The organism is Flavobacterium sp. FlaQc-57, assembly GCF_044007395.1.
Classification (GTDB): Bacteria; Bacteroidota; Bacteroidia; order Flavobacteriales; family Flavobacteriaceae; genus Flavobacterium.
Map to the genome: position 1 here is coordinate 94,350 of NZ_JBIPDA010000001.1, position 23,808 is coordinate 118,157.

20 protein-coding genes and 3 tRNA genes are annotated in these 23,808 nt (G+C 31.3%); 8 read left to right on the forward strand and 15 right to left on the reverse strand.

The window, feature by feature from the left end:
- The first annotated feature begins 14 nt into the window (after positions 1–14).
- Complete coding sequence (locus tag ACHRVZ_RS00455; RefSeq protein ID WP_395420032.1) at positions 15–530, forward strand: DinB family protein; 516 nt, start codon at positions 15–17, stop codon at positions 528–530.
- A gap of 181 nt (positions 531–711) precedes the next feature.
- Here ACHRVZ_RS00455 and recQ read toward each other — a convergent pair whose 3' ends face one another.
- The 5 genes from recQ to aroB all read right to left on the reverse strand — a co-directional run bounded on the left by recQ (position 712) and on the right by aroB (position 7,220).
- Positions 712–2,820: a DNA helicase RecQ gene (recQ, locus tag ACHRVZ_RS00460; protein WP_395420033.1), complete on the reverse strand. Its 2,109-nt coding sequence runs from the start codon at positions 2,818–2,820 to the stop codon at positions 712–714.
- A 140-nt stretch (positions 2,821–2,960) separates the two neighbouring features.
- A complete protein-coding gene (locus ACHRVZ_RS00465; protein WP_395420034.1) occupies positions 2,961–3,365 on the reverse strand; it encodes a DNA primase in 405 nt (134 codons plus the stop codon).
- A gap of 7 nt (positions 3,366–3,372) precedes the next feature.
- A complete protein-coding gene (locus tag ACHRVZ_RS00470; RefSeq protein ID WP_035681188.1) occupies positions 3,373–4,341 on the reverse strand; it encodes a deoxyhypusine synthase family protein in 969 nt (322 codons plus the stop codon).
- A 107-nt stretch (positions 4,342–4,448) separates the two neighbouring features.
- Positions 4,449–5,852: an arginine decarboxylase gene (locus ACHRVZ_RS00475; RefSeq protein ID WP_395420035.1), complete on the reverse strand. Its 1,404-nt coding sequence runs from the start codon at positions 5,850–5,852 to the stop codon at positions 4,449–4,451.
- Between the two features lie 300 nt (positions 5,853–6,152).
- Positions 6,153–7,220 (reverse strand): 3-dehydroquinate synthase, encoded by a 1,068-nt coding sequence (aroB, locus tag ACHRVZ_RS00480; protein WP_395420036.1) that lies wholly within the window; start codon positions 7,218–7,220, stop codon positions 6,153–6,155.
- Between the two features lie 270 nt (positions 7,221–7,490).
- Between aroB and ACHRVZ_RS00485 the strand changes: the two genes are divergently transcribed.
- Positions 7,491–8,660 carry a proline dehydrogenase family protein gene (locus ACHRVZ_RS00485; protein WP_395420037.1) on the forward strand — a complete coding sequence of 390 codons (1,170 nt, stop codon included), beginning with the start codon at positions 7,491–7,493 and terminating at the stop codon, positions 8,658–8,660.
- A gap of 74 nt (positions 8,661–8,734) precedes the next feature.
- Here the strand turns inward: ACHRVZ_RS00485 and ACHRVZ_RS00490 are convergent, their stop codons facing one another.
- Both ACHRVZ_RS00490 and ACHRVZ_RS00495 read right to left on the reverse strand, forming a co-directional pair.
- Positions 8,735–10,042, reverse strand: coding sequence for a hypothetical protein (locus ACHRVZ_RS00490; RefSeq protein WP_395420038.1), 1,308 nt, complete (start codon positions 10,040–10,042; stop codon positions 8,735–8,737).
- Between the two features lie 178 nt (positions 10,043–10,220).
- Positions 10,221–12,011, reverse strand: a complete 1,791-nt coding sequence (locus ACHRVZ_RS00495; RefSeq protein ID WP_395420039.1) for an ABC transporter ATP-binding protein — start codon at positions 12,009–12,011, stop codon at positions 10,221–10,223.
- Between the two features lie 264 nt (positions 12,012–12,275).
- On the opposite strand from ACHRVZ_RS00495, the gene ACHRVZ_RS00500 reads away from it, so the two are divergent.
- Positions 12,276–12,350, forward strand: a tRNA-Val gene (locus ACHRVZ_RS00500).
- Positions 12,351–12,418: 68 nt separating this feature from the next.
- Positions 12,419–12,595: a GIY-YIG nuclease family protein gene (locus ACHRVZ_RS00505; protein ID WP_395421281.1), complete on the forward strand. Its 177-nt coding sequence runs from the start codon at positions 12,419–12,421 to the stop codon at positions 12,593–12,595.
- Between the two features lie 270 nt (positions 12,596–12,865).
- On the opposite strand, the gene ACHRVZ_RS00510 is transcribed toward ACHRVZ_RS00505, so the two are convergent.
- Both ACHRVZ_RS00510 and ACHRVZ_RS00515 read right to left on the reverse strand, forming a co-directional pair.
- Complete coding sequence (locus ACHRVZ_RS00510) at positions 12,866–13,672, reverse strand: aspartyl protease family protein (protein WP_395420040.1); 807 nt, start codon at positions 13,670–13,672, stop codon at positions 12,866–12,868.
- 146 nt (positions 13,673–13,818) lie between these two features.
- A complete protein-coding gene (locus tag ACHRVZ_RS00515) occupies positions 13,819–14,571 on the reverse strand; it encodes a helix-turn-helix domain-containing protein (protein ID WP_395420041.1) in 753 nt (250 codons plus the stop codon).
- Positions 14,572–15,582: 1,011 nt separating this feature from the next.
- Here ACHRVZ_RS00515 and ACHRVZ_RS00520 point away from each other — a divergent pair.
- The 3 genes from ACHRVZ_RS00520 to ACHRVZ_RS00530 all read left to right on the forward strand — a co-directional run bounded on the left by ACHRVZ_RS00520 (position 15,583) and on the right by ACHRVZ_RS00530 (position 16,526).
- Positions 15,583–15,987, forward strand: a complete 405-nt coding sequence (locus ACHRVZ_RS00520; protein WP_395420042.1) for a helix-turn-helix domain-containing protein — start codon at positions 15,583–15,585, stop codon at positions 15,985–15,987.
- 302 nt (positions 15,988–16,289) lie between these two features.
- A tRNA-Val gene (locus tag ACHRVZ_RS00525) sits at positions 16,290–16,364 on the forward strand.
- Positions 16,365–16,445: 81 nt separating this feature from the next.
- Positions 16,446–16,526 (forward strand) — tRNA-Tyr (locus ACHRVZ_RS00530).
- Positions 16,527–16,654: 128 nt separating this feature from the next.
- On the opposite strand, the gene ACHRVZ_RS00535 is transcribed toward ACHRVZ_RS00530, so the two are convergent.
- Positions 16,655–17,707, reverse strand: a complete 1,053-nt coding sequence (locus ACHRVZ_RS00535) for a two-component regulator propeller domain-containing protein (RefSeq protein ID WP_395420043.1) — start codon at positions 17,705–17,707, stop codon at positions 16,655–16,657.
- A 414-nt stretch (positions 17,708–18,121) separates the two neighbouring features.
- On the opposite strand from ACHRVZ_RS00535, the gene ACHRVZ_RS00540 reads away from it, so the two are divergent.
- Positions 18,122–19,321: a PQQ-binding-like beta-propeller repeat protein gene (locus ACHRVZ_RS00540; protein WP_395420044.1), complete on the forward strand. Its 1,200-nt coding sequence runs from the start codon at positions 18,122–18,124 to the stop codon at positions 19,319–19,321.
- A 148-nt stretch (positions 19,322–19,469) separates the two neighbouring features.
- Here the strand turns inward: ACHRVZ_RS00540 and ACHRVZ_RS00545 are convergent, their stop codons facing one another.
- The 5 genes from ACHRVZ_RS00545 to ACHRVZ_RS00565 form a co-directional block, all read right to left on the reverse strand.
- The gene (locus tag ACHRVZ_RS00545) at positions 19,470–20,606 is read right to left on the reverse strand and encodes a nuclear transport factor 2 family protein (protein ID WP_395420046.1); all 1,137 of its coding nucleotides are present in this window, start codon (positions 20,604–20,606) and stop codon (positions 19,470–19,472) included.
- A gap of 40 nt (positions 20,607–20,646) precedes the next feature.
- Positions 20,647–21,108, reverse strand: a complete 462-nt coding sequence (locus ACHRVZ_RS00550; protein ID WP_395420048.1) for a nuclear transport factor 2 family protein — start codon at positions 21,106–21,108, stop codon at positions 20,647–20,649.
- A gap of 96 nt (positions 21,109–21,204) precedes the next feature.
- The gene (locus tag ACHRVZ_RS00555) at positions 21,205–22,236 is read right to left on the reverse strand and encodes a helix-turn-helix domain-containing protein (RefSeq protein ID WP_395420050.1); all 1,032 of its coding nucleotides are present in this window, start codon (positions 22,234–22,236) and stop codon (positions 21,205–21,207) included.
- A 188-nt stretch (positions 22,237–22,424) separates the two neighbouring features.
- Positions 22,425–23,276, reverse strand: a complete 852-nt coding sequence (locus ACHRVZ_RS00560) for a DMT family transporter (RefSeq protein WP_395420051.1) — start codon at positions 23,274–23,276, stop codon at positions 22,425–22,427.
- A gap of 247 nt (positions 23,277–23,523) precedes the next feature.
- Positions 23,524–23,775 carry an FUSC family protein gene (locus tag ACHRVZ_RS00565; protein ID WP_395420053.1) on the reverse strand — a complete coding sequence of 84 codons (252 nt, stop codon included), beginning with the start codon at positions 23,773–23,775 and terminating at the stop codon, positions 23,524–23,526.
- Positions 23,776–23,808 lie beyond the last annotated feature (33 nt).

The following is a 23,808-nucleotide window of genomic DNA, read 5'->3' on the forward strand; positions in this document are numbered from 1 at the left end:
TAAATGCTTTAAAAATGAGTTTAACGAAATTACCTGAAACTGAATATTCCGGACCTTTTGCAAATTATGTCCAAGAGGCTGGTGAAATTAATTTGATTGAAGAATTAGAAATTTCGCTTCATGCTTTTATTAAATTTGTACAAAATATTCCTTTGGATAAATTTGATTATCGCTATGCAGAAGGAAAATGGACTATCAAAGATATTATTCAGCATTTAATTGATAGCGAACGAATTTTTGCATACCGCGCTTTACGATTTTCAAGAAATGATAAAACACCTTTACCAGGTTTTGAAGAAAATGATTATGTAGACAATACAAATGCAAATGGAAGAAGTATTCAGGATTTATTAACTGAACTTTCAGCCGTGAGACATTCTACTTTATTGTTTTACAAAAGCCTTTCTGAAGAACAGCTTCAAAGAATCGGAATTGCTTCTACGCACCAACTTTCTGTTCGCGCTTTAGGTTTTGTAATTATTGGACATCAAAAACACCATCAAAAAGTGTTTGAAGATAGATATTTGTAGTTTTCTTATAGATACGTAAAAAAATCCTGTGAAGTAATTTCACAGGATTTTTTTGTTTTCAGAATCTTGTTATTTCGACCGAAGGGAAAAATCACACAAGAAACACTGTTCCTAAAATTACCCATCTTTGGCGAGTTACTAGTGCGATTTCTCCCTTCGGTCGAAATGACAAAAAAATAAATTACTTATTCCTCTCAACAATAGCAAGTCCAAACCTAATTTTATCATAAGGCATTTTTTCTTCAAAATAATCATAATATGGTCTTAGAGCTGTTGGATATTCTAATTCTACTTGTGCTTTGTGAAGTAATTTGACTTCTTCATCAGAAACAAACTGACTTATATTGATATCATTTCCATCAACATATAATTTAGCCAAATGCGAAATAATAGTGGTAAGTCCCAGATTTCGTTGTTCCGCAATTTCTTTTACTGAAGCACCGTTTTGAAATAACTCTAAAGTTGTTTTATAGGTGTTGCTTTCTTTTTTTGATTTCGCTTTTTTCTTTTTTGCATTTTCGTAATACACAATTGCATCAATAAATTCCTGACCATATTTTTCAAGCTTTGCTTTACCAACACCATCAATAGCAAGAAATTCTTCATCGGTCATTGGGCGCAAAGTTTCCATTTGTCTAAGTGCCGCATCACTAAAAATTACATAAGCTGGAACTTCTTCATCCTTGGAAATTTCGTAACGTAATTTTCGAAGAATTTCAAAAAGCGAACTTTTAGCCGCTTTGGTTTTAGTTTCTTTTATTTCGGTTTTATCAATTACTTTTTTGACAACAGTATTTAATTTTACTTTTTCACCTTCAAACAAAACTTTTTTTGCAAAAGAAGTCAGTAAAATTTTATTGTGTTGATGAAATGCAATTTCACAATAACCTAAATTAATCAATTGAATTAGATACTGGTTCCAATCGTACCAAGATACGTCATCGCCAATTCCGTACGTTTTTAAGTTTTGATAATTTTTTTCGTAGATATACGCGTTTCTCGAGCCTCTTAAAAAATCTACAATTACAGCCAACGGTTCAGATTCCTGCAAACGGCTAATTGCTGACAATGCTTTTTGCGCGAGAATCGTACCATCGAAAAAAGTTGGAGGATTTTTGCAAATATCGCAGTTACCGCAATTCTCTTTGACCAGTTCTCCAAAATAAGAAAGTAGAATTTTTCTACGACAGCTCAAAGCATCGGCATATTGTTTCATTCTTTCTAATTTCGCTAACTGAACATCAGAATTCAATCCTTCTGAAGCAAATTTCTGAAGTTGAATTACATCGGCATAACTTTCAAACAAAACAGTTTCAGCAGGTAATCCGTCACGACCGGCACGGCCAATTTCCTGATAATAACCTTCAATATTTTTTGGTAAGTTATAATGTATTACCCAACGAACATTCGATTTATCGATTCCCATTCCAAAGGCAATTGTCGCACAAACGACCTGGCAATCGTCATTTATAAATTCGTCTTGTGTTTTTGCACGAAGTTTATTGTCTAAACCTGCGTGATATGCTTTGGCTGTAACACCACTTTTTTGCAATTTCAGAGCAAGTTCTTCCGTAGTTTTCCTGCTTAAACAATAAATAATTCCAGACTCATTCGGTTTCTTTTCAACAAAATCTATTATTTGTTTTACTCGATCTAAAGCTGGCCGAACTTCTAAACTTAAATTTTTCCTATCAAAAGAAGCTACAAAAGTTTTCGGATTTCGCAGTTTTAGTTGTTTGGTAATATCTGTACGTGTTGCTTTATCGGCTGTTGCAGTCAACGCAAGCACCGGAGTAGAAGGGAAGCGGCTTTTTAAATAGCCTAAATTAGTGTAAGCTGGTCTAAAATCATGCCCCCACGACGATATACAATGTGCTTCGTCAATCGCAATCAAGCTGACTGTCAACTCATTGAAAACAACATCCAGATAGGACAAACTTTCAGGAGCAATGTAGACAAGTTTAAAAGTATTCGACTTTAGATTGTCAATATAAAATTGTTGTTCTTCGCTTGATTGACTACTATTTATATAACATGCTGAAATTCCGTTCGTTTTTAAGCTATCGACTTGATCTTTCATCAAAGCAATCAATGGAGAAATAACAATCGTAATTCCTGGTAAAACTAAAGCCGGTAATTGAAAACAAATTGATTTTCCGCCACCAGTTGGCATAATGGCCAAAGTATCCTGACCAGAAAGTATTGTATTTATAATAGTTTCCTGATTGGGTCTGAATTTTTCAAATCCAAAGTTCTCTTTTAATTTGGCATGTAAAATTTCTGAAGTCATTGGGCTGATATTTATAGATAGTTAAATATAATTAAAAATATTAAATATAGTATTTTTCTTATATTTAAAATCTATTATTTGTAAGTAAAAAAAAAAGGAACCCGAATAGAGTTCCTTTAGTTTATTTTGAAAGAGATGAATTAATCTTCATCGTCTTCATCATCTTCGTCAGCAATATCATCTGGATCTCTGTCTTCATCATCTTCGTCTCCACCATCAACATCTGGTTTGTCTTGCGTATCATCATCATCGTCATCATCGCTATCGTCATCAAGATCAAGGCCTTTTACCGGTTCGATTGTATCAACATCAAGATCGATGTCGTCATCTTCATCGTAATTCTCAATTCTGTCGGCAAGTTTGGTACTAATTTTTACTAAATAAATAGTGTCTTCAGTACGAACTTCAACAGCTTCGATTAATTCGTTTTTAGCATTTCTAAAACGGATTACATCCGAATCATCATAACCATCAGGAAATTTTTCAACCAAAAGGTTTAAAATTTCGTTGGTAAGTTTAGCGTAGTCTACTATAACTCTTTTCATAAATATCCTATAAATCTAATAAGTAAGCAAAAATTAACGGTGCAACAATTGTAGCATCCGACTCAATAATAAATTTTGGAGTTTTAATATCTAATTTACCCCAAGTGATTTTTTCGTTTGGAACTGCTCCAGAATACGAACCATAACTGGTTGTTGAATCTGAAATTTGGCAGAAATAACTCCAAAACGGAATATCATGCATTTCCATATCCTGGTACAACATTGGCACCACGCAAATAGGGAAATCTCCTGCAATACCACCACCAATTTGGAAAAATCCAATACCGTTAGTACTATTTTTTGGATACCAATCAGCAAGGAATGTCATGTATTCAATTCCTGATTTCATGGTAGAAGCTTTTAATTCACCTTTAATTACGTATGAAGCAAAGATATTTCCCATTGTACTATCTTCCCATCCCGGAACAATAATAGGTAAATTTTTCTCAGCAGCTGCATACATCCAGCTATCTTTTAAGTCAATTTCGTAATATTCTTCTAAAACGCCAGATAACAACATTTTGTACATAAATTCATGCGGGAAATAACGCTCTCCTTTATCATCTGCATCTTTCCAGATTTTGTAAATGTGTTTTTGTAAACGACGAAACGCTTCATGCTCAGGAATACAAGTGTCAGTAACACGGTTTAATCCTCTTTCTAATAAAGCCCATTCGTCTTCTGGTGTTAAATCACGGTAGTTTGGCACTCTTTCGTAGTGAGAGTGTGCTACTAAGTTCATGATATCTTCTTCTAGATTGGCTCCAGTACATGAAATAATTTGCACTTTGTCTTGTCTAATTATTTCGGCAAAAATTTTACCAATTTCTGCTGTACTCATAGCGCCAGCCATACTTACCATCATTTTAGCACCGTTTGCTAATTGTTGTTCGTATGCTTTTGCAGCATCAACTAAAGAAGCAGAGTTAAAGTGTAAATAATGTTTTTCAATAAACTGACTAATTGGTCCTTTCATTTTTTTTATTTTTTTTTATTTTTTTTTGAATTAAAAGTTTAACCTTTTAGAGGGTACTGCAAATTAATAATTTTAAATATATTAACATTTAATTTGCAGGTTTTTTTTTATACTTTTTTTGTGTAACCTAAAATTTTCAATACATCATCAGAAGTTTGTTGTTCTGAGAAAACCTCAGTTGCCAAAATTCCATTTTCATCACGATCTATCAAAATATGTTTCGGTTGTGGAATCAAACAGTGGTGTAAACCTCCGTAACCTCCAATAGTTTCCTGATACGCACCAGTATTAAAGAAACCAATATATAACGGCTTTTCTTTGTTGTATTTAGGCAAATAAATCGCGTTCATATTTTGTTCTGAATTGTAATAATCGTCACTATCACAAGTCAAACCTCCCAATAAAACCCGCTCGTAAGTATCATTCCAACGATTAACCGCCAGCATAATAAAACGTTTGTTTATAGCCCAAGTATCCGGCAAAGTGGTAATGAAAGACGAATCAATCATATTCCATTTCTCTCTATCATTTTGTTGTTTTTGATACAAAATCTGATAGATAGCGCCACCGCTTTCACCTACAGTAAAAGATCCAAATTCAGTAAAGATATTTGGTACATCAACTTCGGCTTCATCACATGCAATTTTAATCTGATTGATAATTTCATCAATCATGTATTGATAATCATATTCGAAAGCAAGTGAATTTTTAATCGGGAAACCACCTCCAATGTTCAAACCATCAAGAGTAGGGCATTCCTTTTTAAGTGCAATGTAAACTTTTATACATTTTACTAATTCGTTCCAGTAATATGATGTATCATTTATTCCGGTGTTAATGAAAAAGTGAAGCATTTTAAGCTCTAATTTATCATTTTCCTGAATTTGTTTTTTATAAAACGAAACAATGTTTTTGTATCCAATTCCTAATCTTGAAGTATAAAACTCAAATTTAGGCTCTTCTTCAGCAGCAATACGAATTCCAATTTTAAATTTCCCTTTGATTTCAGCCTGAAGCAAATCTAACTCTTCGTAATTATCAATAATCGGAATAGTGTTTTTATGCCCACTATTGATTAATCGTGCAATATTACTAATATATTCATCTCTCTTAAAACCATTACAAATAACGTAAGTACTTTTATTGATTTTACCATTCTCTAGTAAATTTTCCACAATATTAACGTCAAAAGCAGATGATGTTTCAATGTGAATGTTATTCTTGAAAGCTTCATTCATAATGTATTCAAAATGAGAGCTTTTTGTGCAATAACAATAGTAATACTTTGCATCGTATTTGTTTTTCTCCATTGATTTTCTGAACCAGGCTTTGGCCTTATTTATATTTTCAGAAATTTGAGGCAGATACGTAAATTTTAACGGTGTACCGTATTGTTCAACCAACTTCATCAAATCGATATTGTGAAATTGCAGGTTGTCTTTATTAAGTTTAAATTCCGCTTGTGGAAAGTAATAAGTTTGATTAATTAGATCAGAATATTTTGTATTCATTTTATATTTTAATATTTCAAGTTGTAATTTTTAAATTCAGTTGTTCGGTGCTAAATCTAAAAATCAAACTCTAATATTTGCAAATACAATTTGCAGCTTTTCATGTTCTGCTTTCGAGCATTGGAAAACATCAAAACAAAAAGGGCTTTTACTATTATAAAAACGATTCAACATCCTAAGCAAGGAACTATTGAGTCGGTTTCTATAAGAGCTAAAACGTCTTTGTTTGTTGTTTGTTTTCATCGTGGCAAATGTAAAAAATAATATATACCTAAAGCAATGCTTTTTATTAAAAAAAGTTTAAGATTTATAATCCTCAAACGCATCTAGAATCAATTTATTTTCAACCGATTGGTTAATTTTTATTTTTCCGATTCCTTCAATTAATGCAAATTGAATTAAACCGTATTCATTTTTTTTGTCGTGAATAAGTAATTCTAAGATCGGTTCGATGTCATTTTCTTCGATTTTCACATCGTCATAAATACTTTTAATAGCAGTTTTAATTTGAGCATATTCTTCTGCTGTAATTAAGTTTTTATGTAATGATATATAACTTTCAAGAATCATTCCAATAGCGATTGCTTCACCATGTAATAATGTTGTTTTAGATTCACTTTCTAAAAAGTAACTTTCTATTGCGTGACCTAAAGTATGACCAAAATTTAAGGCTTTACGAATGTTTTTTTCAGTTGGATCCTGTATTACAATTTCATTTTTAATTTCAACAGAGCGATAAATCAATTCATCAAAATCAGCATAATCAATAGCTTTTAAATCTAAAAACTGCTCCCAATACGCCGCGTCATATATAAGACCGTGTTTTAGCATTTCTGCCAAACCGGAACGCATTTCGGCTTGCGATAACGTTTCTAGATATTTTGTATCAATTAGTACCATTTGAGGTACGTTAATTACACCTATTTGGTTTTTAAGATTCCCTAAATCTACGCCTGTTTTTCCTCCAACTGATGCATCAACCATTGATAGTAGAGTTGTAGGTATGTTTATGAAATTTATTCCACGTTTAAAAGTTGAAGCTACAAATCCTCCTAAATCTGTTACAACACCACCGCCAAGATTAATAATAAGTGATTTTCTATCAGCCCCAAGTTCAGTTAACACATTCCAAATCTGAATACAAGTTTCTATATTTTTATTGGCTTCTCCCGCTTCAAACTCTATAATTTCAATTGTTAAATCAGTTTCAAGTAAAGGTAATAAATTAGGCAAGCAATACTCATTTGTTTGATTATCAACAATAATAAATAAGTTGGAGTATTTATTCTCTTTTAAATGTATGTTTAAAGCTTCGTATGCACTTTGGTTAAAATGAACGAGATAATTATTAGCTTGAATAGATTGCATATGTCTGTAGTTAATTGAAAGCGCAAAATAAGGCATTTTTAACTAAATAATATTCAAACTTTCGGTCTAATTTGTTTTAAAATGAATGATTCTAATTAAGGCTAAAGCATTTTTTTTTATTTTTTAAGGACATGGTTTTATTACAGATGTAAACTTTTGCTTAATAATTCAATATTTATGATAATCTTCTTAATGATATAGAAAAATTTGAGGTCTTTTAGTGAATAATATTCAAAACAGTCTTTATATTTGCACAAAAAACTGACCTTAATGGAAAAAATATTCGACAATACCCAAGTTGCATTTTCGTTAAAAAGTGATACAGAACTTGATAGAGCTTATTTTCTTTTTAAAATGATTGACAGTCAACCTTTAGTAAGGATAGGAACTGCTGTTACCAATTTTGCTATTAAAGCAAATTTACCGGTGGAAGGATTAATTCGCGCAACCGTTTTTGACCATTTTTGCGGTGGTGTAAACGAAGATGATTGTATTACAGTGGTAGATAAAATGTTTACCAAAGGAGTTTCGTCTGTTTTAGATTATTCGGTTGAAGGAAAAGAAGAGGAGGAGCAATTTGATGCTGCTTTAGAAATGACTTTAAAAACAATTGAATTTGCAAAAGAACGTTTAGCTATTCCGTTTGCAGTTTTTAAACCAACTGGTCTTGGACGTTTTGAATTGTATGAGAAATTAGGAGAAAAACAAACATTATCTCCGGCAGAACAAACTGAATGGAATAGAGTAGTAGCTCGTTTTGACTTGATTTGTAGCGAAGCACATAAAAAAGATGTGTCTTTATTGATCGATGGAGAAGAAAGCTGGATGCAGGATGCGGCCGATGATTTGGTTACTGACATGATGCGTAAATACAACAAAGAAAAAGCAATTGTTTTTAATACTTTGCAGATGTACCGTTGGGATCGTTTGGATTATTTAAAAAATTTGCATGAAGTTGCTAAAAATGAAGGTTTCTTTATTGGAATGAAACTAGTTCGTGGCGCTTATATGGAAAAGGAAAACAAAAGAGCGGAAGAGAAAAATTACGTTTCGCCAATTTGTATTTCTAAAGAAGCTACAGATATTAATTATGATGCTGCTGTACATTATATGTTAGAGCATTTAGATATGATGTCAATTTTTGCAGGAACTCACAACGAATTAAGTTCTTATAAATTGATGGAAATGATGCAAGAAAGAGGAATTGCTAAAAATGATTCTAAAATCTGGTTTGGACAATTATACGGTATGAGCGATAACATAAGTTATAACTTAGCTGAAAACGGATACAATGTGGCTAAATATTTGCCATTTGGACCTGTAAAAGATGTTATGCCGTACTTGATTCGTCGTGCAGAAGAAAATACTTCTGTGGCCGGACAAACAAGCCGTGAATTATCTATGATTAAAGCTGAACGTAATAGAAGAAAAGGAAAATAATTTTCCGTTTTCAAATGAACATAAAAAAACTCCAATTTACATTGGAGTTTTTTTGTTTTTATAAACTTGTATTTTTAGAAAGAAACCTGGCATTGCAAAACCACCATTCCTAATCTGTCGCTTTGTTTGTATTGACCTGTAAGTGTTTTATCGTAAACAGCTCTGTTTTGATAGTTCAAACTGAATTTTGGTCCTAAAGTACCTGTTGTATAATAATTCACACCCAACTCATACATCGTCATTGGAGTATCTAAAGCTTCTAAATCTGCAATTTGTGTTGCTGCATAGGGCTGAAAACGACCTTTTCTTTCTAGATTATCTGATTTTGCAAAAAGATAACCAAACTGCGCATAATAAATATTTCCAGTTCCTACACCAATAAATCCGGCACCTGAACCATTAATAAGTGTATTATCTCCAATAGCAGGATTTGGCGTGTTAACTGACTGAATGTAGTTTTTACCATAATTACTATTATTAAAAGCTGCATAAGCTGTTATTGCATCACCTTTTTGACTAATAGGACTATCATAGAAGACATCAAAACCTAAAACTTTCATATCATCATAAGCAACAGTTGCATCAGGTGTTAAATGCCACATCGCTTTTGCCTGTGTCATATAACCTAACGCCAAATTAAAAACTTTCTTTGTCCCTAAATAAGTTCCTTTGTGATAAGCATCTTCAATCGATTCTTTATCCAAGAAGGAATAAGTTAAAATTCCTGAATATTGTGCTCTTGGTGTTTCTGTACTTATTGAAGAATCCAGCCCTAAATTATTGGTTGTATTTCGGTACGGATTTGTGATAGCTGCACGGTAATTAAATTTACCTAAATAACCTTTTGCATAAATACTTAAATTTCTATTTCCAAAAGTTGATGAAGTATTACTAAACTGTTGATACATTGGTGTATCTAAAGTAAGTTGCGATGATGAACTATTTGCTGAATAACGCGTTGTTCCTGCTCCCCAAGCCGTTAATCCACCTCCAATATGAAGTTTATTACTAAAATGATACTCTCCTAAGGCATCCATTACAGAAAGCGGAGCATTAGAAGGGCCGTTGTTTTGAGTAAAATTGATATTGTTCTGACCTAATTGAAGATGAAAAAAGATGTTGTCTGTTAACATACCCATTGCTTGTAAACGCAAACGCCTAATTACAACATCATAAGTTTCATCTACCACTGTTGTACCCACTTTACTGCCGGGATTCAACTCAGAATACCTACCCCAAACCTGAAGATTCATTCCGAATTTAATGTATTTTGAGCCATCAGGGCTAATATTTACAATGTTAAAAGGTTTTTCTTGAGCTAGAACAGAGATTGTATTAAGGACAATAAATAATAAAATTAAAATGATTCTTAAGTGTGGCATTTTTTTGATTTAAAACGAGTGAATGATATTTTATTTAAGAATTAACCTGTTGAGTGAAATTATTTTTAACACATAGAATCATAGATTTTGTAAACTTGTAGAAGGCATTTCACTTGTATAAACAAACATAGCGCTATGTGTAAAAAACTAATTTCTTTTTGTAACTGCACCGAAAGGCTTAAGAATTACTAAACTGAAGATTACTCAAGTTTTTGTAGATCCCGTTTTCAAGATTGATTAATTCTTGATGGGTTCCTTCTTCAGTAATTTTTCCGTTATCTAAAACTAGAATTTTATCAGCATTTCTAATAGTTGAAAGTCGGTGTGCAATAATAATACTTGTTCTTCCTTCCATCAAAACTTCTAATGCTTCCTGAACTAATTTCTCACTTTCGCTATCTAAAGATGATGTAGCTTCGTCTAAAATTAAAATACTAGGATTTTTTAGTAATGCTCTTGCAATAGCGATACGCTGGCGCTGACCTCCTGACAATTTTACACCTCGTTCGCCTACAAGGGTTTCAAATTTTTCAGGAAAGCCTTCAACAAAGTTTAGTGCATTTGCTTGTTTTGCAGCCAGCATAATTTCCTCGTCTGTTGCATCAGGTTTACCGTAGGCAATATTCTCTCTAATTGTTCCTCCAAATAAAATTACATCTTGCGGAACGATACTCATGTTTCCACGAAGATTTTCTAAATCATAATCGTAAATGTTTTTTCCATCAACAGTAATTTCTCCTGAAGTGATATCGTAAAAACGTAAAAGCAAAGACGAAATAGTTGATTTTCCGGCTCCACTTGGACCAACGATAGCTATTTTTTGACCAAATTCTGCTGTAAAATTCACATCTTTTAAAACCTGAATTTCTTTACGAGAAGGATAACTAAAAGCTACATTTTTAAAAGAAACATTTCCTTTGATTTTTTCTAATGGAGTTGTTTTAGGATTTGCATTAATTTCTTCCGGTGTTTCTTCTAATAGTTCAAAAACACGTTCAGTTGCACCAACTGCTTTTTGAATTTGAGCATACATCTCGGCAATACCGCCAAAAGATGCACCAATAAAAGTTGTATAAAGAACAAAAGAAATTAAATCTCCAACACCTTCAACTTCACCTTTTATCGTCAAAGTAATCCCGTACCAAACCACAGCAACAACACATCCAAAAAGACATAAAATAATAAACGATGCAAAATAACCACGGTACTGACCGCCTTTAATAGCAATTTTTACAATTTCTTTTATTTTGTTTTTATAGCGTTGAATTTCATACCATTCGTTTGCAAAAGCTTTTACATTACTTATTCCTTGCAATGTTTCTTCAACAATTACTTGACTTTCAGCAACTTTATCCTGTGTTTTCTTTCCGTATTTACGAATAAATCTTCCAAATATAACTGCAGCAACTGCAACAACCGGCACAATAGCCAGCATCATTAAAGTTAATTTAGGGCTAATACTTCCCAAAATGATAAAACCTCCAATAATTAGGATTAACTGACGTAAAAATTCAGCAATAGTAGTTGTAAAAGTATCTTGTAATTGCGATATATCAGCACTGATTCTACTATTCAGTTCTCCAACACGTTTTTGCGAGTAGAATGACATTGGCAGTTTAACCAGATTTTCGTACAATGCAAAACGTATGTTTGATAGAGAGTTTTCGGTAAAATTCACAAAAAGTGAAATTCTGAAAAAAGAGAAGATAGCTTGCAATGTTAATATTCCCATAAGCGCAATTGCAATTTCATTTGCCTTATCGAGATCTTTATTAGTAACACAATCTACTAACATTCCCATTAGTTTAGGAAAGGCTAGGGCAGTGGCGCTGGTTAATAGAAGAAAAATAAGCCCCAGAAAAAATTTCCATTTGTGATTTTTACCATATTTAAAAATCTGTAGTGCTTTTTGAAGTGAGTTAGAGTCTAATTTAGCTTTAGGTAAATCATTTTCTTGAAATCTTGCCATTTGAGTATACAATTAAGGTATGCAAATGTATAACTATAGCTAGTGAATACAAAAGAATATTGCTAATTACCCGCCCAGATTTCATTTTTTAACTAAATGATAAGAAAACGGCAAAAAATATTTTACTTTTAAAAAGCTGAAAAATAGATTAATAAAAAATATCTTTGAAAAGCATTGCATTTATTTTTTAAAAACACTTGCAAATACAGAAACTAGCTGTATATTTGCCCTCGCAATCACAAACGATAGCAACCTAGTAAAATAGGGCGATTAGCTCAGCTGGTTCAGAGCACCTCGTTTACACCGAGGGGGTCGGGGGTTCGAACCCCTCATCGCCCACATAAATTTAAAAACTCCAAAGTCATTTTGATTTTGGAGTTTTTTATTTTATATATTTCATAGTTTACATCTTATTTAGTAAAAGCAAAAATAAATTCTATATTGAATTTACCTCTAATCTAGAAGAAAGACTTATTCGTCATAATCAAAAGAGCAAAGGGTTTACAGGAAATATAAATGACTGGAAAATCGTTTATACTGAAAACTATGAAACAAAAGAAATCGCGCATAAAAGAGAATTATAAATTAAATCCTGGAAAAGTAGAATTAAAATCCAAGAATTAATTAAAAATAAAGATTAGCTCAACCAGTTCAGGGCATTCCGATTTTCAATCGGAAGTGGTCGGGGGTTCGAACCCCTCATCGCCCACCACTTTTAAAAAACCTCTAAAGTCTTTTGATTTTAGAGGTTTTTTTTGGTTCGAAAATTACCTTAGAACTTTTAGAATATTCATCAGTGCCTAAATTCACAGTGATTAGTGATTCGAAGAACTTAAGGCTTAAACAATCGGTTTTTAATTAACCCAAACTTCTTTGTTTTTAAAATCAATTGTAAAAACATAGTTACTAATTGCTTCGAAATTGAGAACCCCATCATAAATTATGTCTCTGACGAAAGGTTTTATTCTAAGTTTTTTTTCGCCAATAATAAATTCTGATTCCTGATTTTTTTCATTTTGCACTTTCCAAATTTCAGCACTTTCTTGTGAAAGAAGTAGCATACCACTATTTCCTGAATCAAAAAGAAACCAATAAAGATTTTTATCCTTTGGTATTCCAAAAAATATATTCAGCTCTGATCCTTCCAGACCGTTTGCAAATCTTGTTTTTAAAGGCAATTTTCCTTTTACCTTCTTTTTAGCAGAATTTTTATTTTCAACGATTACAATATTTTTAGAGAGATCAATAGTTAGAACATTTCTCTCAAAGGATTTAAGAGATATAATGCCATCAATTCTTGGAAAATCTTTAGGAAGAATAGTCATCAAATCCCAAACACTCACTGTTTTATGAAATAAATTTGTTTTACCTATTGTGAGTTCAATATCATTTGCTTTTTTTGCCTTAATTATTTCTCCGCTCATCCTAAACCCTGTTACGCAACCATATATTTCTTTATTTAAAGATTTTGCAATCTCCGGAGAAATAAACGTATCAGCGCCACCAGTATCAAAGAGAAAATTATATTTTTTCCCTTCAATGAAAACATCTATTGTTTTCATGTTTTCAACATACGCTTTAAGTTGAATGGTATCTTGCGCAAAACTGGAAATACCAATGCACGCGAACAGCAGACTAAATACTGTTTTTATTGTTTTCATAATTCTTTTTGCTTACTCTAAATTTGGTTTTCAGCATTATCCCCTTTAGACAATATTGTCCTTGTTAATAGGGAGCAAATTTGATTTATTATTTGTTACAAAACGACCGATTTCATGAAGTCGAACCAAATAATCAATAATTTTATCTAATCAATTTTAGAATAAGTTTTTCTATATTCACTAGGTGTCAAAGAAGTATGTTTTTTAAATGCAGTATTAAATGATGATTTTGAATTAAAACCTACTTTGTACAGAATTTCTAAAGCTGTTAAATCGCTTTTAGAATGATTTTGTAGTAATTCCATTGCATTTTCAATACGATATTGATTTACAAAATCAAAAAAACGCATATTCATATTTGAATTAACTAAAATCGATAATTCACGAGCTGGCATATTTACTTGTGAAGCCAGATTTTGCAATGAAAGTGATGTGTCTAAATAAGGTTTTTTTTCAATCATGTATTTCTTTAGCATTTCAACTTGAAAATTGATAATACTATCGTTATTGTTTTCTTCCTGTATTAAGGTTTTCGGAATATGTGTTTTTGTAAAGCCTTTAACTAATTCTAATTCAGAAGTTATTCCTTTAAAAAAATCTGAATATTTAAGCGATTGTAAAACAAACCAACTTATTGCTATCAATGCAATGATTTCTAAAAAGCCGTTAACAAATATCAAAAGTTGATGATAATCTGTATATCGCAGAATATTTTTAAAAGTCCCGAAATAGTGAACTATTGCAAATACAATTGTTATTTGAAATAGCCATTTATAAACAAAATTGGTAGAAAATGAATTATTTTCGAGATAGATTTTTTTATACTTTTTTAATAACGAAATGATCATTATAACATATAAAAAATATTGCATTTCAATCATAATTTGAAAAATTATCATTTCAGCAGTTTCGGAATGATGGCTGAAAAAAAATCTTTTATCAAATTCATTTGAATAGATTCTAAAAACTAAAATTAAGTTAAGGACGACAAATGGAAGGCAGTGCAGTAAATATTTTGTCTTCAATTGAAAATCTTCATAACAAAGCGACAACACATATACATAAAAGAGGGGGATATTCAATAATATCATCGTCCATCTAAAAACTTCTATAGTTGTGTGAATGGAAATAATAGTATTCGAAATAAAAGCCCCGCTGATATCAACAGCAGTAAGAATGAGGTAGCCTGCAAAAAGTCGATTTGATAGTTTTTTATTGGATTCGGCTGTCAATAAAAATACAATAAGAAGAAATAAAATAAATACAGAAATTATTGCGATGGTTTTTAGAAAATTGAAACTATCCATTTAAGCAATTTTATTTTTTTACTCTCTTATTTTTTATATTATGACTAAAATAGTCATTTCTGACAGGCTAAGATATGAAATATCTCTTAATCAATTTTACTTAACACTACTTGCTTGAAAGCTTCTTCAAATCCTGCAAAAAATGGTTCGTAAACAGGTTCGTAAGGACCACATAAATTTAAAAACTCCAAAGTCATTTGATTTTGGAGTTTTTTATTTTATATTCATTTCAATTGCTAATTAAAAAAAAGATTGGGATCAAAAAAAAACGCAAAAGGCGCTATTTTCTTTTCACTCTTAGCTTTTATAAAAAGATAAAGTTCACAAAGGTTTGCATTGACTTAGCTTTGTGAACTTTGTGCTTTTAAAAGCATTCTTAACTAAAAATCTTTGTGTTCTTAGCAATAAAAATAATTTAGGGATATATTTTAATGTTTCTCCACAACATTTCGTCTTGATCCAAGATTAGGTTAACTAGTTAAGAGTATTCCTATTTATCATCGGAAGCCGTCGATATATTACAGGATATTTTTTTATCTTTGAAATTCAATTTTTTAATCTAAATCGCTTTATATTTGAGCCTTTAGAAAATCAATATTTGTTATGGAACAAAAAATACATCAGGGAAGAAATGTAAAACGCTTTAGAGAAATGCTTAACATAAAGCAAGAAGCATTAGCTTATGATCTGGGCGAAGACTGGAACCAAAAGAAAATTTCTATGCTGGAGCAGAAAGATGTAATTGAAGACAAACTACTTAAACAAATTTCAGCTGTTTTAAAAATTCCTGTAGAAGCTTTTCAGAATTTTGATGAAGAGCAAGCAATAAATATTATTTCTAATACTTTTGATAATTGCCAACAACCTGCATCTGTGTTTTACAATTCTACTATAAATCAAATTGATCAATTCATTAAACTTCACGAAGAAAAAATAGCTTTATACGAGCGTATGTTGAAAGAGAAAGATGAAATGATGGCAAGACTTGAAAAATTAATCAATAAATAATTTTTTGTACAATATATTACTTCCAAAAAGAGACCTTCGAGTCTCTTTTTTGTTTTCTAAATTTAATGCAACATGGAATCTATTAAAAGTAGTAAGAAACAAAAAACAGCTTCAAAACACTTATATTAAAAATAAGACAATAAAACTTTGAATATAGTAAGAGCCCTAATGCGTTCACACACAACACCAGTAAGTGTTGTTATGTAAAATTATTATATTTTTTTTCAAAATAAGCTTGCAAATACCAAATCTAGCTGTATATTTGCACTCGCAATCACAAATGATAGCAACCTAGTAAAATAGGGCGATTAGCTCAGCTGGTTCAGAGCACCTCGTTTACACCGAGGGGGTCGGGGGTTCGAACCCCTCATCGCCCACTGAAAAACTCCTTACGAAATTAAGGAGTTTTTTTATGACTTACAGAGTATTGCAATTTATAAATTGATACTATTGGCTTAGGGGAGATACTCAAGCGGCCAACGAGGGCAGACTGTAAATCTGCTGTGTGAACTTCGCAGGTTCGAATCCTGCTCTCCCCACAAAAAAGGTAAAAGATGTAAAAAGATCTCTTTTTTAATCTTTTCAAAAATCCTAAAAAAAACTCCTTAAGAACTAAGGAGTTTTTTTTTGCTTTATATTATTTAGATAAAAAACGTTAAACTATTTTCTAATTATTTCGTTCTTTACTTTTAAAGTCTGTAATGGTTTTTCCATCATAACGATACACTCCGTTCAAAGATCCAAACCAAATACTTCCGTCGTTGGCTTCTAAAATACCGCATAGCATTCCAGTTCCTTTTATTGACATTATCTCGGTTACAGTAGGTTTTTCATTGTACAAAAACTTTTGATCATAACGGGAAAGTGCCCAATATCCATTGGGCTTTACGGCACCAGTAGTCCAGATATTTCCTTTTTTATCTTCCATTACAACAGAAGCGCCTCTTTGCGACACCTTGACAAATGTATTGCCATCATAGCGCCAAAGACCAACTTCAACGACTAGAACACTACCTTTTTTGTCTTTGATTAACGTACCACCAAACCAAATATTACCTTTTCTATCTTCGATTATCGACCAAACGTTGTTAAACGCTTTACCGTCTTTGTTTTTGAAAATGGTAAATGTTTTTCCATCATAAAAACAAGCCTCGCCTCTTGTTCCAAACCATAATTTCCCTGTTTTGTCTTCCATAATGGTTGTAAGGTCATTATTAGAAAGTCCATCTTTAGTGGTGAAATTTCGAAAAGCTTTCCCATCATAACGGCTTGCTCCACCTCCGGTAGCAAACCAAATATTGCCCGCTTTATCTTCATAAATATCCATAACCCGATTATTTACAAGTCCATCCTTGTTTGTAAAATGCTGAAAGGAATTCCTGTTGTAACAATAAACGCCTGAATCAGTAGTAGCGATCCAAAGGTTTCCTCGTCGATCTTCAAGAACATCCCAGAATCTGAGCGAGCCTATTTTACCGGTAATATTAGTAAAAGATTTTCCATCGTATCGAAGAATACCATCAAATGATGCGGCAATCAAAATATTTCCGTTGCTATCTTGCTTTACATTCCGAACCATTGTATTAGGCCCATAAGAAGTGACTGAGTCTTTGGTTTCGAAGTTGGTGCTATTCTTTTTTACTTCTGTTTGATTTTGCCTGCAGGAAGCGCAAAAAGCAACCAGCAAGAATAAAGCATATTTGCTTATAAATTTAATCATGTTCTTTTTAGTTAACTGGCTTTGAACAACATATTTACTTTTCTTTAAGCGAATATAAGAAATAATTTTACTACAATTTATTAACCTATTTAAGATCAATAGAAATGGTTCTTCATCATACAAATTATTAAAATTTTCTTTAAATAAATTAGAGAACAGCTCGTATAAAAGCTACTAAAAGGCTTCTTAAGGAATTAAGTTTTTTTTTTACAATTTGTTTTAACAGATTATAAATCTTCAATATCTTACCCGAAAACGTATCTGTACGATACGGAATTTAATACGCCATTCAGAAGCATTAAAACTTCTAAAAACACCCTAATAATTTTTAATTATATTTGACGTCGATATTGTTTTGTTTGCAGGTTTTATTGCTCGAAAAAGAAATCAAATTATCAAACCCAAATTTTAAAAATGAAAAAAAAATTAACCACTCTTTTATTTGCATTTACTATTTTAAATATGTTTGGGCAAGTATCTGCCACTAAAACGAATTATTCTAATAAAGATTTAAGTATAAGTGACATAGTGACTAATAAAGCCATGAAACCCATTAAAAAAGTACCATTGGACGAAAAATCAATTTTAATTTTTGATTATGATGGTTCTCTTTTTTCATATGATTTTGAATCCGAAACAATTGTTTGGACTGTAAAAGCGGCAGATTCTTATACTCAAATGTGCGCCAATAAAGTTGTAATATCTGACGGAGTTGTATATGTTCCATTTATTAACGGTGAAATTTTTGCAATTGACAACCAAACTGGTGCTATTTTTTGGAAATCGAGATTAGGCAATATTACAGATCAGATCGTTCTAAAAGACCAAACTCCGGCCATATACAATGGAAAACTTTATATAACTGCACAAAATCAAAATCAAAGCAGTAACCTCTATGCTTTAGATATAAAAGATGGTAGTTTAGTATGGAACTATAAACTGGATTCAGCAAACAATGATATTCCGGTACTTGCTTTTGACAATAAAATTTTTACCCAAAGCGCTTCAAACATCTATAGTTTTGATGCAAACACAGGAAAACTTTTAAGCCAGAAAAGTTTTGAGCAAACTCTGAATGGAAAACCTGTAACAGATGGGGAAAACGTATTTGTAGCAAGTGAAAAAAATGTTCTTTTTGCCTTAAGTCCAAATAAACTGGATATTTTATGGGAATTTAAACTAGATGAAAATCAGTATAATATTAAGGAACGCATATTTTGCAAAGACAATAAACTCTATTTTGCAGCCCAAGGAACAAATGTTACTTCCATATATGCTGTCGATTCAAAAAATGGAACACAGTTATGGAAAACTGATTTTAAAGATGATAACATAGAATATATTACGAGAGAAAATGATAATATTTGGGGATACACCAAAAAAGGAAAACTTTTTGAATTAGACATAACTAACGGTGAAATAGCTTTCGAAACTAAATTGACAACCCTACCTGTTTCAAATATTGAATTTCCTAATGATGACAACTTGCTTTATTATTATTGTGATGCTGGTTTAATTCAATATGATTTAAAAGAGAAAGACGAAAATGTATATTACATGCGAACTTCTCTTATGGAAAACATTTATAGTGCCTATCTCAAATTAATTAGATAAATTAAATTTACAATAGAAATATTCGATTGTAAATTCTGATACACTTCAAAAAACTCCTTAATTTCCTAAGGAGTTTTTTTTATGTCATGTTTTTTAACTTCAATAAGAATATTCATGGAACTGGATTAAAACGAAGTTTATTCATTTTTTAAATCTTTTCGACATTTGGAAGTTCGCTCCAGCTATAACTTTTATGTACTATTTTCCAGAAACCTTCATATTTAAGCAATAAAAAATAATCTGTAAAACGTCGCCAATTTGGAACTACGATTTCCGCCTTTGCAATTGCTGCATCTTTTTCTACATCAATTGAAACAATACTTCCAATTCTATTTGATTTTTCGCCAGCTTTTATGTTAGAAATATATTGCTCACCTGAACGTATCCATAAAGTGTCTTTCGCGACTGTGTACAAGTTAAAATTGGGATAAAAAGCTCTTCGCAGTCTTTCGGGTTGACCATTTGCAGTTCCTTCAATGTAATCAAGCAACACTTCTGTAATTTGCTCACGATCACTTTTAACTACTGCATTAGGAGCTTTAAAATTGGTTTTTAAAATTGCTATAACTTCATTGGCTACTTTAGACGCTGAACTTGGATCTTGCCCAGTAACAAATCTTCCGTCAACAATGTAAAAGGCATCACCACCTTTGTTAGAATATACAAAATTACCATCATTTTTTTTAATCGCTTTATCCATTGCAAACGGAAATGTTTTGTAATATTCTGCATTTCGATTTTCAAACTCATCTGGATAACCGGTAATTTTTCGTCCTGCATATAGAGACTTTTTGTTCTCATCCTTTAAATAAGCAATTCCTGCGGTACCGTGGCAAATGGTTGAAATAACTCCGTTTCTGTTATAAATATTTCTTGCGATTTTTTGAATTATAGTATCTTCAGCTACACCATACATTGCTGCGCCACCGCCACTATAGAAAATTGCTGAATAATTCTCGGAAAAAATTTCGGTTGGTTTCAATGTGTGTTCTAATTTATCCATAAACCAATTGTCGTACAAATACTTTTTTTGCAAAGTATCAGATGTATTGATATAACCAACAGGAATAGCACCTCCTTTTGGACTTATAAATTCAACGGTGTATCCAGCCTTTATAAATATGTCATAGGGAACGATAATTTCTTCAAAGTGATTGGCAGCAGCGATTTTAGTGTTTCCATAAAAATCCTGATTTGAAGTTACAAATAGGATTTTATTCTGTGCCAAAATATCGATCTGATGTATGTATAAAAAAAGAAGCAATAAGACTAATGTTTTATTCATTTTACAGGAATTACGAGGTTAAAATTTAAAAAAGTATTACTTATCCCTTTGGCGTTGCTGCAGGAACTTCGACTGTTCTATGAGCTGTTCTAGTTGAAATTTTATCTACAATAACCCAATCCTGATTAATTTTCATTAGATTGAAATAATCTGTAAATAAGAGTTTTGAAGTACTAATTTCGACTTTAGCCGTGGCTACACTATTTGTGATATCAATAAATACAATACGCCCAGACCAATTTGGTGATTTGGGATGCTTTTTATAACCTACAATGTATTTTGATTTTGTTACAATATTAAACTTGTTTTCAGCAAAATATTTCAGCTGCCAAGATTCATGAAATGACGACGCAACCATTGCAGAATCACCGGTTGCTTGCCCTTCTATGTACATATTAAGCGTTTTTTGAACCAATGGCCACTCATTTGTAGCATCATTAACCTGAGCGTTTACATTAAAAGACAAAAAACTAAAGGAAATAAATAAAAATACTTTTCTCATTTTTAAAATTTTAAATTATTAATAATGAGACAAATTTCCTGTATAGAAAGCGTTTAAAGGTTTTAATTTATAAAGTAGAACTCTTAATTTGTATTATTAAACGGATTTTGAGCAGGATTTTTGGTATTCGGCAGGAGTAAAGCCTGTTATTTTTTTAAAAGCAGTAAAAAAAGTAGATTTCGAGTTAAAACCACTATCATAACCTAAACTCTCAAATGTAAAGTTTTTTTCGGTTTCAAGTAATTTTTTGGCTTTTTCAACTCGATATTCTTTAATGAGATTTGAAAAAGATTTTCCTAAAATTTCATTGACATATTGAGACAACGTATGCTTTGTTATTTTTAATTCTTTTGCCGCTTCTTCAAGATTGAAATTTGGATTAAGATAAAGCTCTTTTTCAATAATAATTGATAACTTTTGGCTAATTAGATGCTGCATTTCCGAATCCATCTCTTTGTTTTTGTATTTCACCTTTTCCTGAAAAAAAGTAGTTTCATTGCTATTTTTAAAAAACAAAAGCAAGAGAATTAAGTACAAAATAAAAGTAAATGATAAAGCTCCAACAATATATGAAGTGTAAGCTGCCATGGTATAAGCTAACCATATAAAGGCAACTCCAAGATAAATGCTAAGAAACCAAATATCTATTCTTTTTAAACTTTCTTTTTCTCTGATTTTTTGAATAATAGGCTGAATATATTTTAAAGACAAAATAATATAAACAAACCATTGAAAATATATGGCATTTACAATCCAACAACGCCAAATTTCTTTATGTTCAACATAAGGATAAAAAAAACCTAGAATGGTTATTATCAACAAATAAGGGATTACATGTTTTACCCAACTTTGTTTTTCATCTTCTTTGTATGGTTTAAGGCATAAAAAAAGAAATGGTCCTATTAAAACACACGCTGAAAGCCCAATCTGAATAAAAACATTGGATAGATTTGGATTAAAATAAAAGAAGACTGATTTAACAATTCTGATACTTAAAACCAAAAGTAATAACGATAAAAAGTAGTTAGCAAAAATTTTCTTTTTAGCATTTATCGCAAAATATAGCGAAAGTATAAACCCATTAAAAGCTCCTAAAGCGCTAAGAAAGAAAAGTAACTGGTTAGACATTATTACATTTTATTTGAGATCAACGAATATAATAAATAACTTTATTACAATTAGTTTAATATTCCATTTGGTAAAGTCTTCTACTAAAAGCTTCTATAAATCCTGTAACAAATACATTTCAAACAACAAAAAACCACCAAAATCATTTGACTTGGTGGTTTTGTCTGTAAAAGCTTAACTATAATAAACTATTTATTCCTTAATGAAATTGTCGTTTGCAGAACAACTGACAGCATCACAAAGAATAACCCAATATAAAACGACATATTTAACTCCTTACTTTCATTAAAAAATAAAAAAGCTAAAATAATTGCATATACGGGTTCAAGATTAAAGCTTAAATTCACTGTAAAAGCCGAAATATGTTTTAGAGATTCGGCAAATAATACATAAAGTCCAACTGTGCAAAATGAAGCTAACAGTATAAGATAATAAACATCTTTTAAACTCGGGAAAATTGTTTGCACCGGAAAAAAATGAAGATAGAACGGAAGCAAAATTCCAAGTCCAATGGTTCCACCAATCATTTGATAGTAATTTATAATTCTGCTATCATAATTCCGCACCAGTTTTTCATTATAAATTGTGTAAAGTGCCGCAAATGCTGATGAAATAATACCGAGAATTATCCCCAATTGATAAGACGAATCAAAATGAAAGATTAATGAAATACCAAACAATGTAATAATACTTAAACCTAATTCTGACAAGCTAAATTTACTACGATTAATTAGCGGAGCAAAAATTGCTGTAAAAAAGCTAGTCAAGCAATAACAAACGACGCCAATTGATATGTTGGAATATTTAATACTGGCGTAAAAAAATACCCAGTGTATCGTAATAAACATTCCGATTTTTGCAATATCAAATTTCTGCTGAAGTTTAATATTTGTTGGTATTCTAAATAGCTTTAAAATAAGTAATAATATAACAGAAGAAAATAAAACCCTGTACCAAACTAAAAGTCCTTCGTTAAGAGATATAAGCTTACCAAAAATACCGGTAAAGCCAGCTAGGATTACCGCGAAGTGTAATACCAAATATGATTTTTTCATAAGAATTGTCCGTACCTAAAGTACCAGATTAAAAATTAATAATAAATTGAGTAACAGTCATAAACAAAACGGCCGATAAAAAGGTCGACAATTAAAAATAACTGATTACGCGGTTAATTATTAAAATCTAGGCGGTGGAAGACAACTCTTTCTGTTCATATCTTAAAATTTTTGCGCAAATTACATAAATGAATTTATACAGAAAAATAATTTGTACCTAAGTTTAAAAAACTTACTTCAAATTACGTTCTCTTAATAAATCGTCTAATTCTTTGCTTTTATATTTTGAATTATTGATCAGTTTATAAGCAAAGCCCAAAGGGATTAGCGTTAAAAAACCCAGACTGTTTTTTACTATGCTGTAAAATACAATTCCTATTAAAAATCCAATTAAAAAAGCATTCAATATAGAAGCTGATCGCCTTTTTTTTGCTTCTTGTAACAGCTCTTGATCCGTTAATTCTGATAGTTCTTTCGGGTTCATAAGTATAAATTAGTTTTGGTAGTGCCTTCGCAG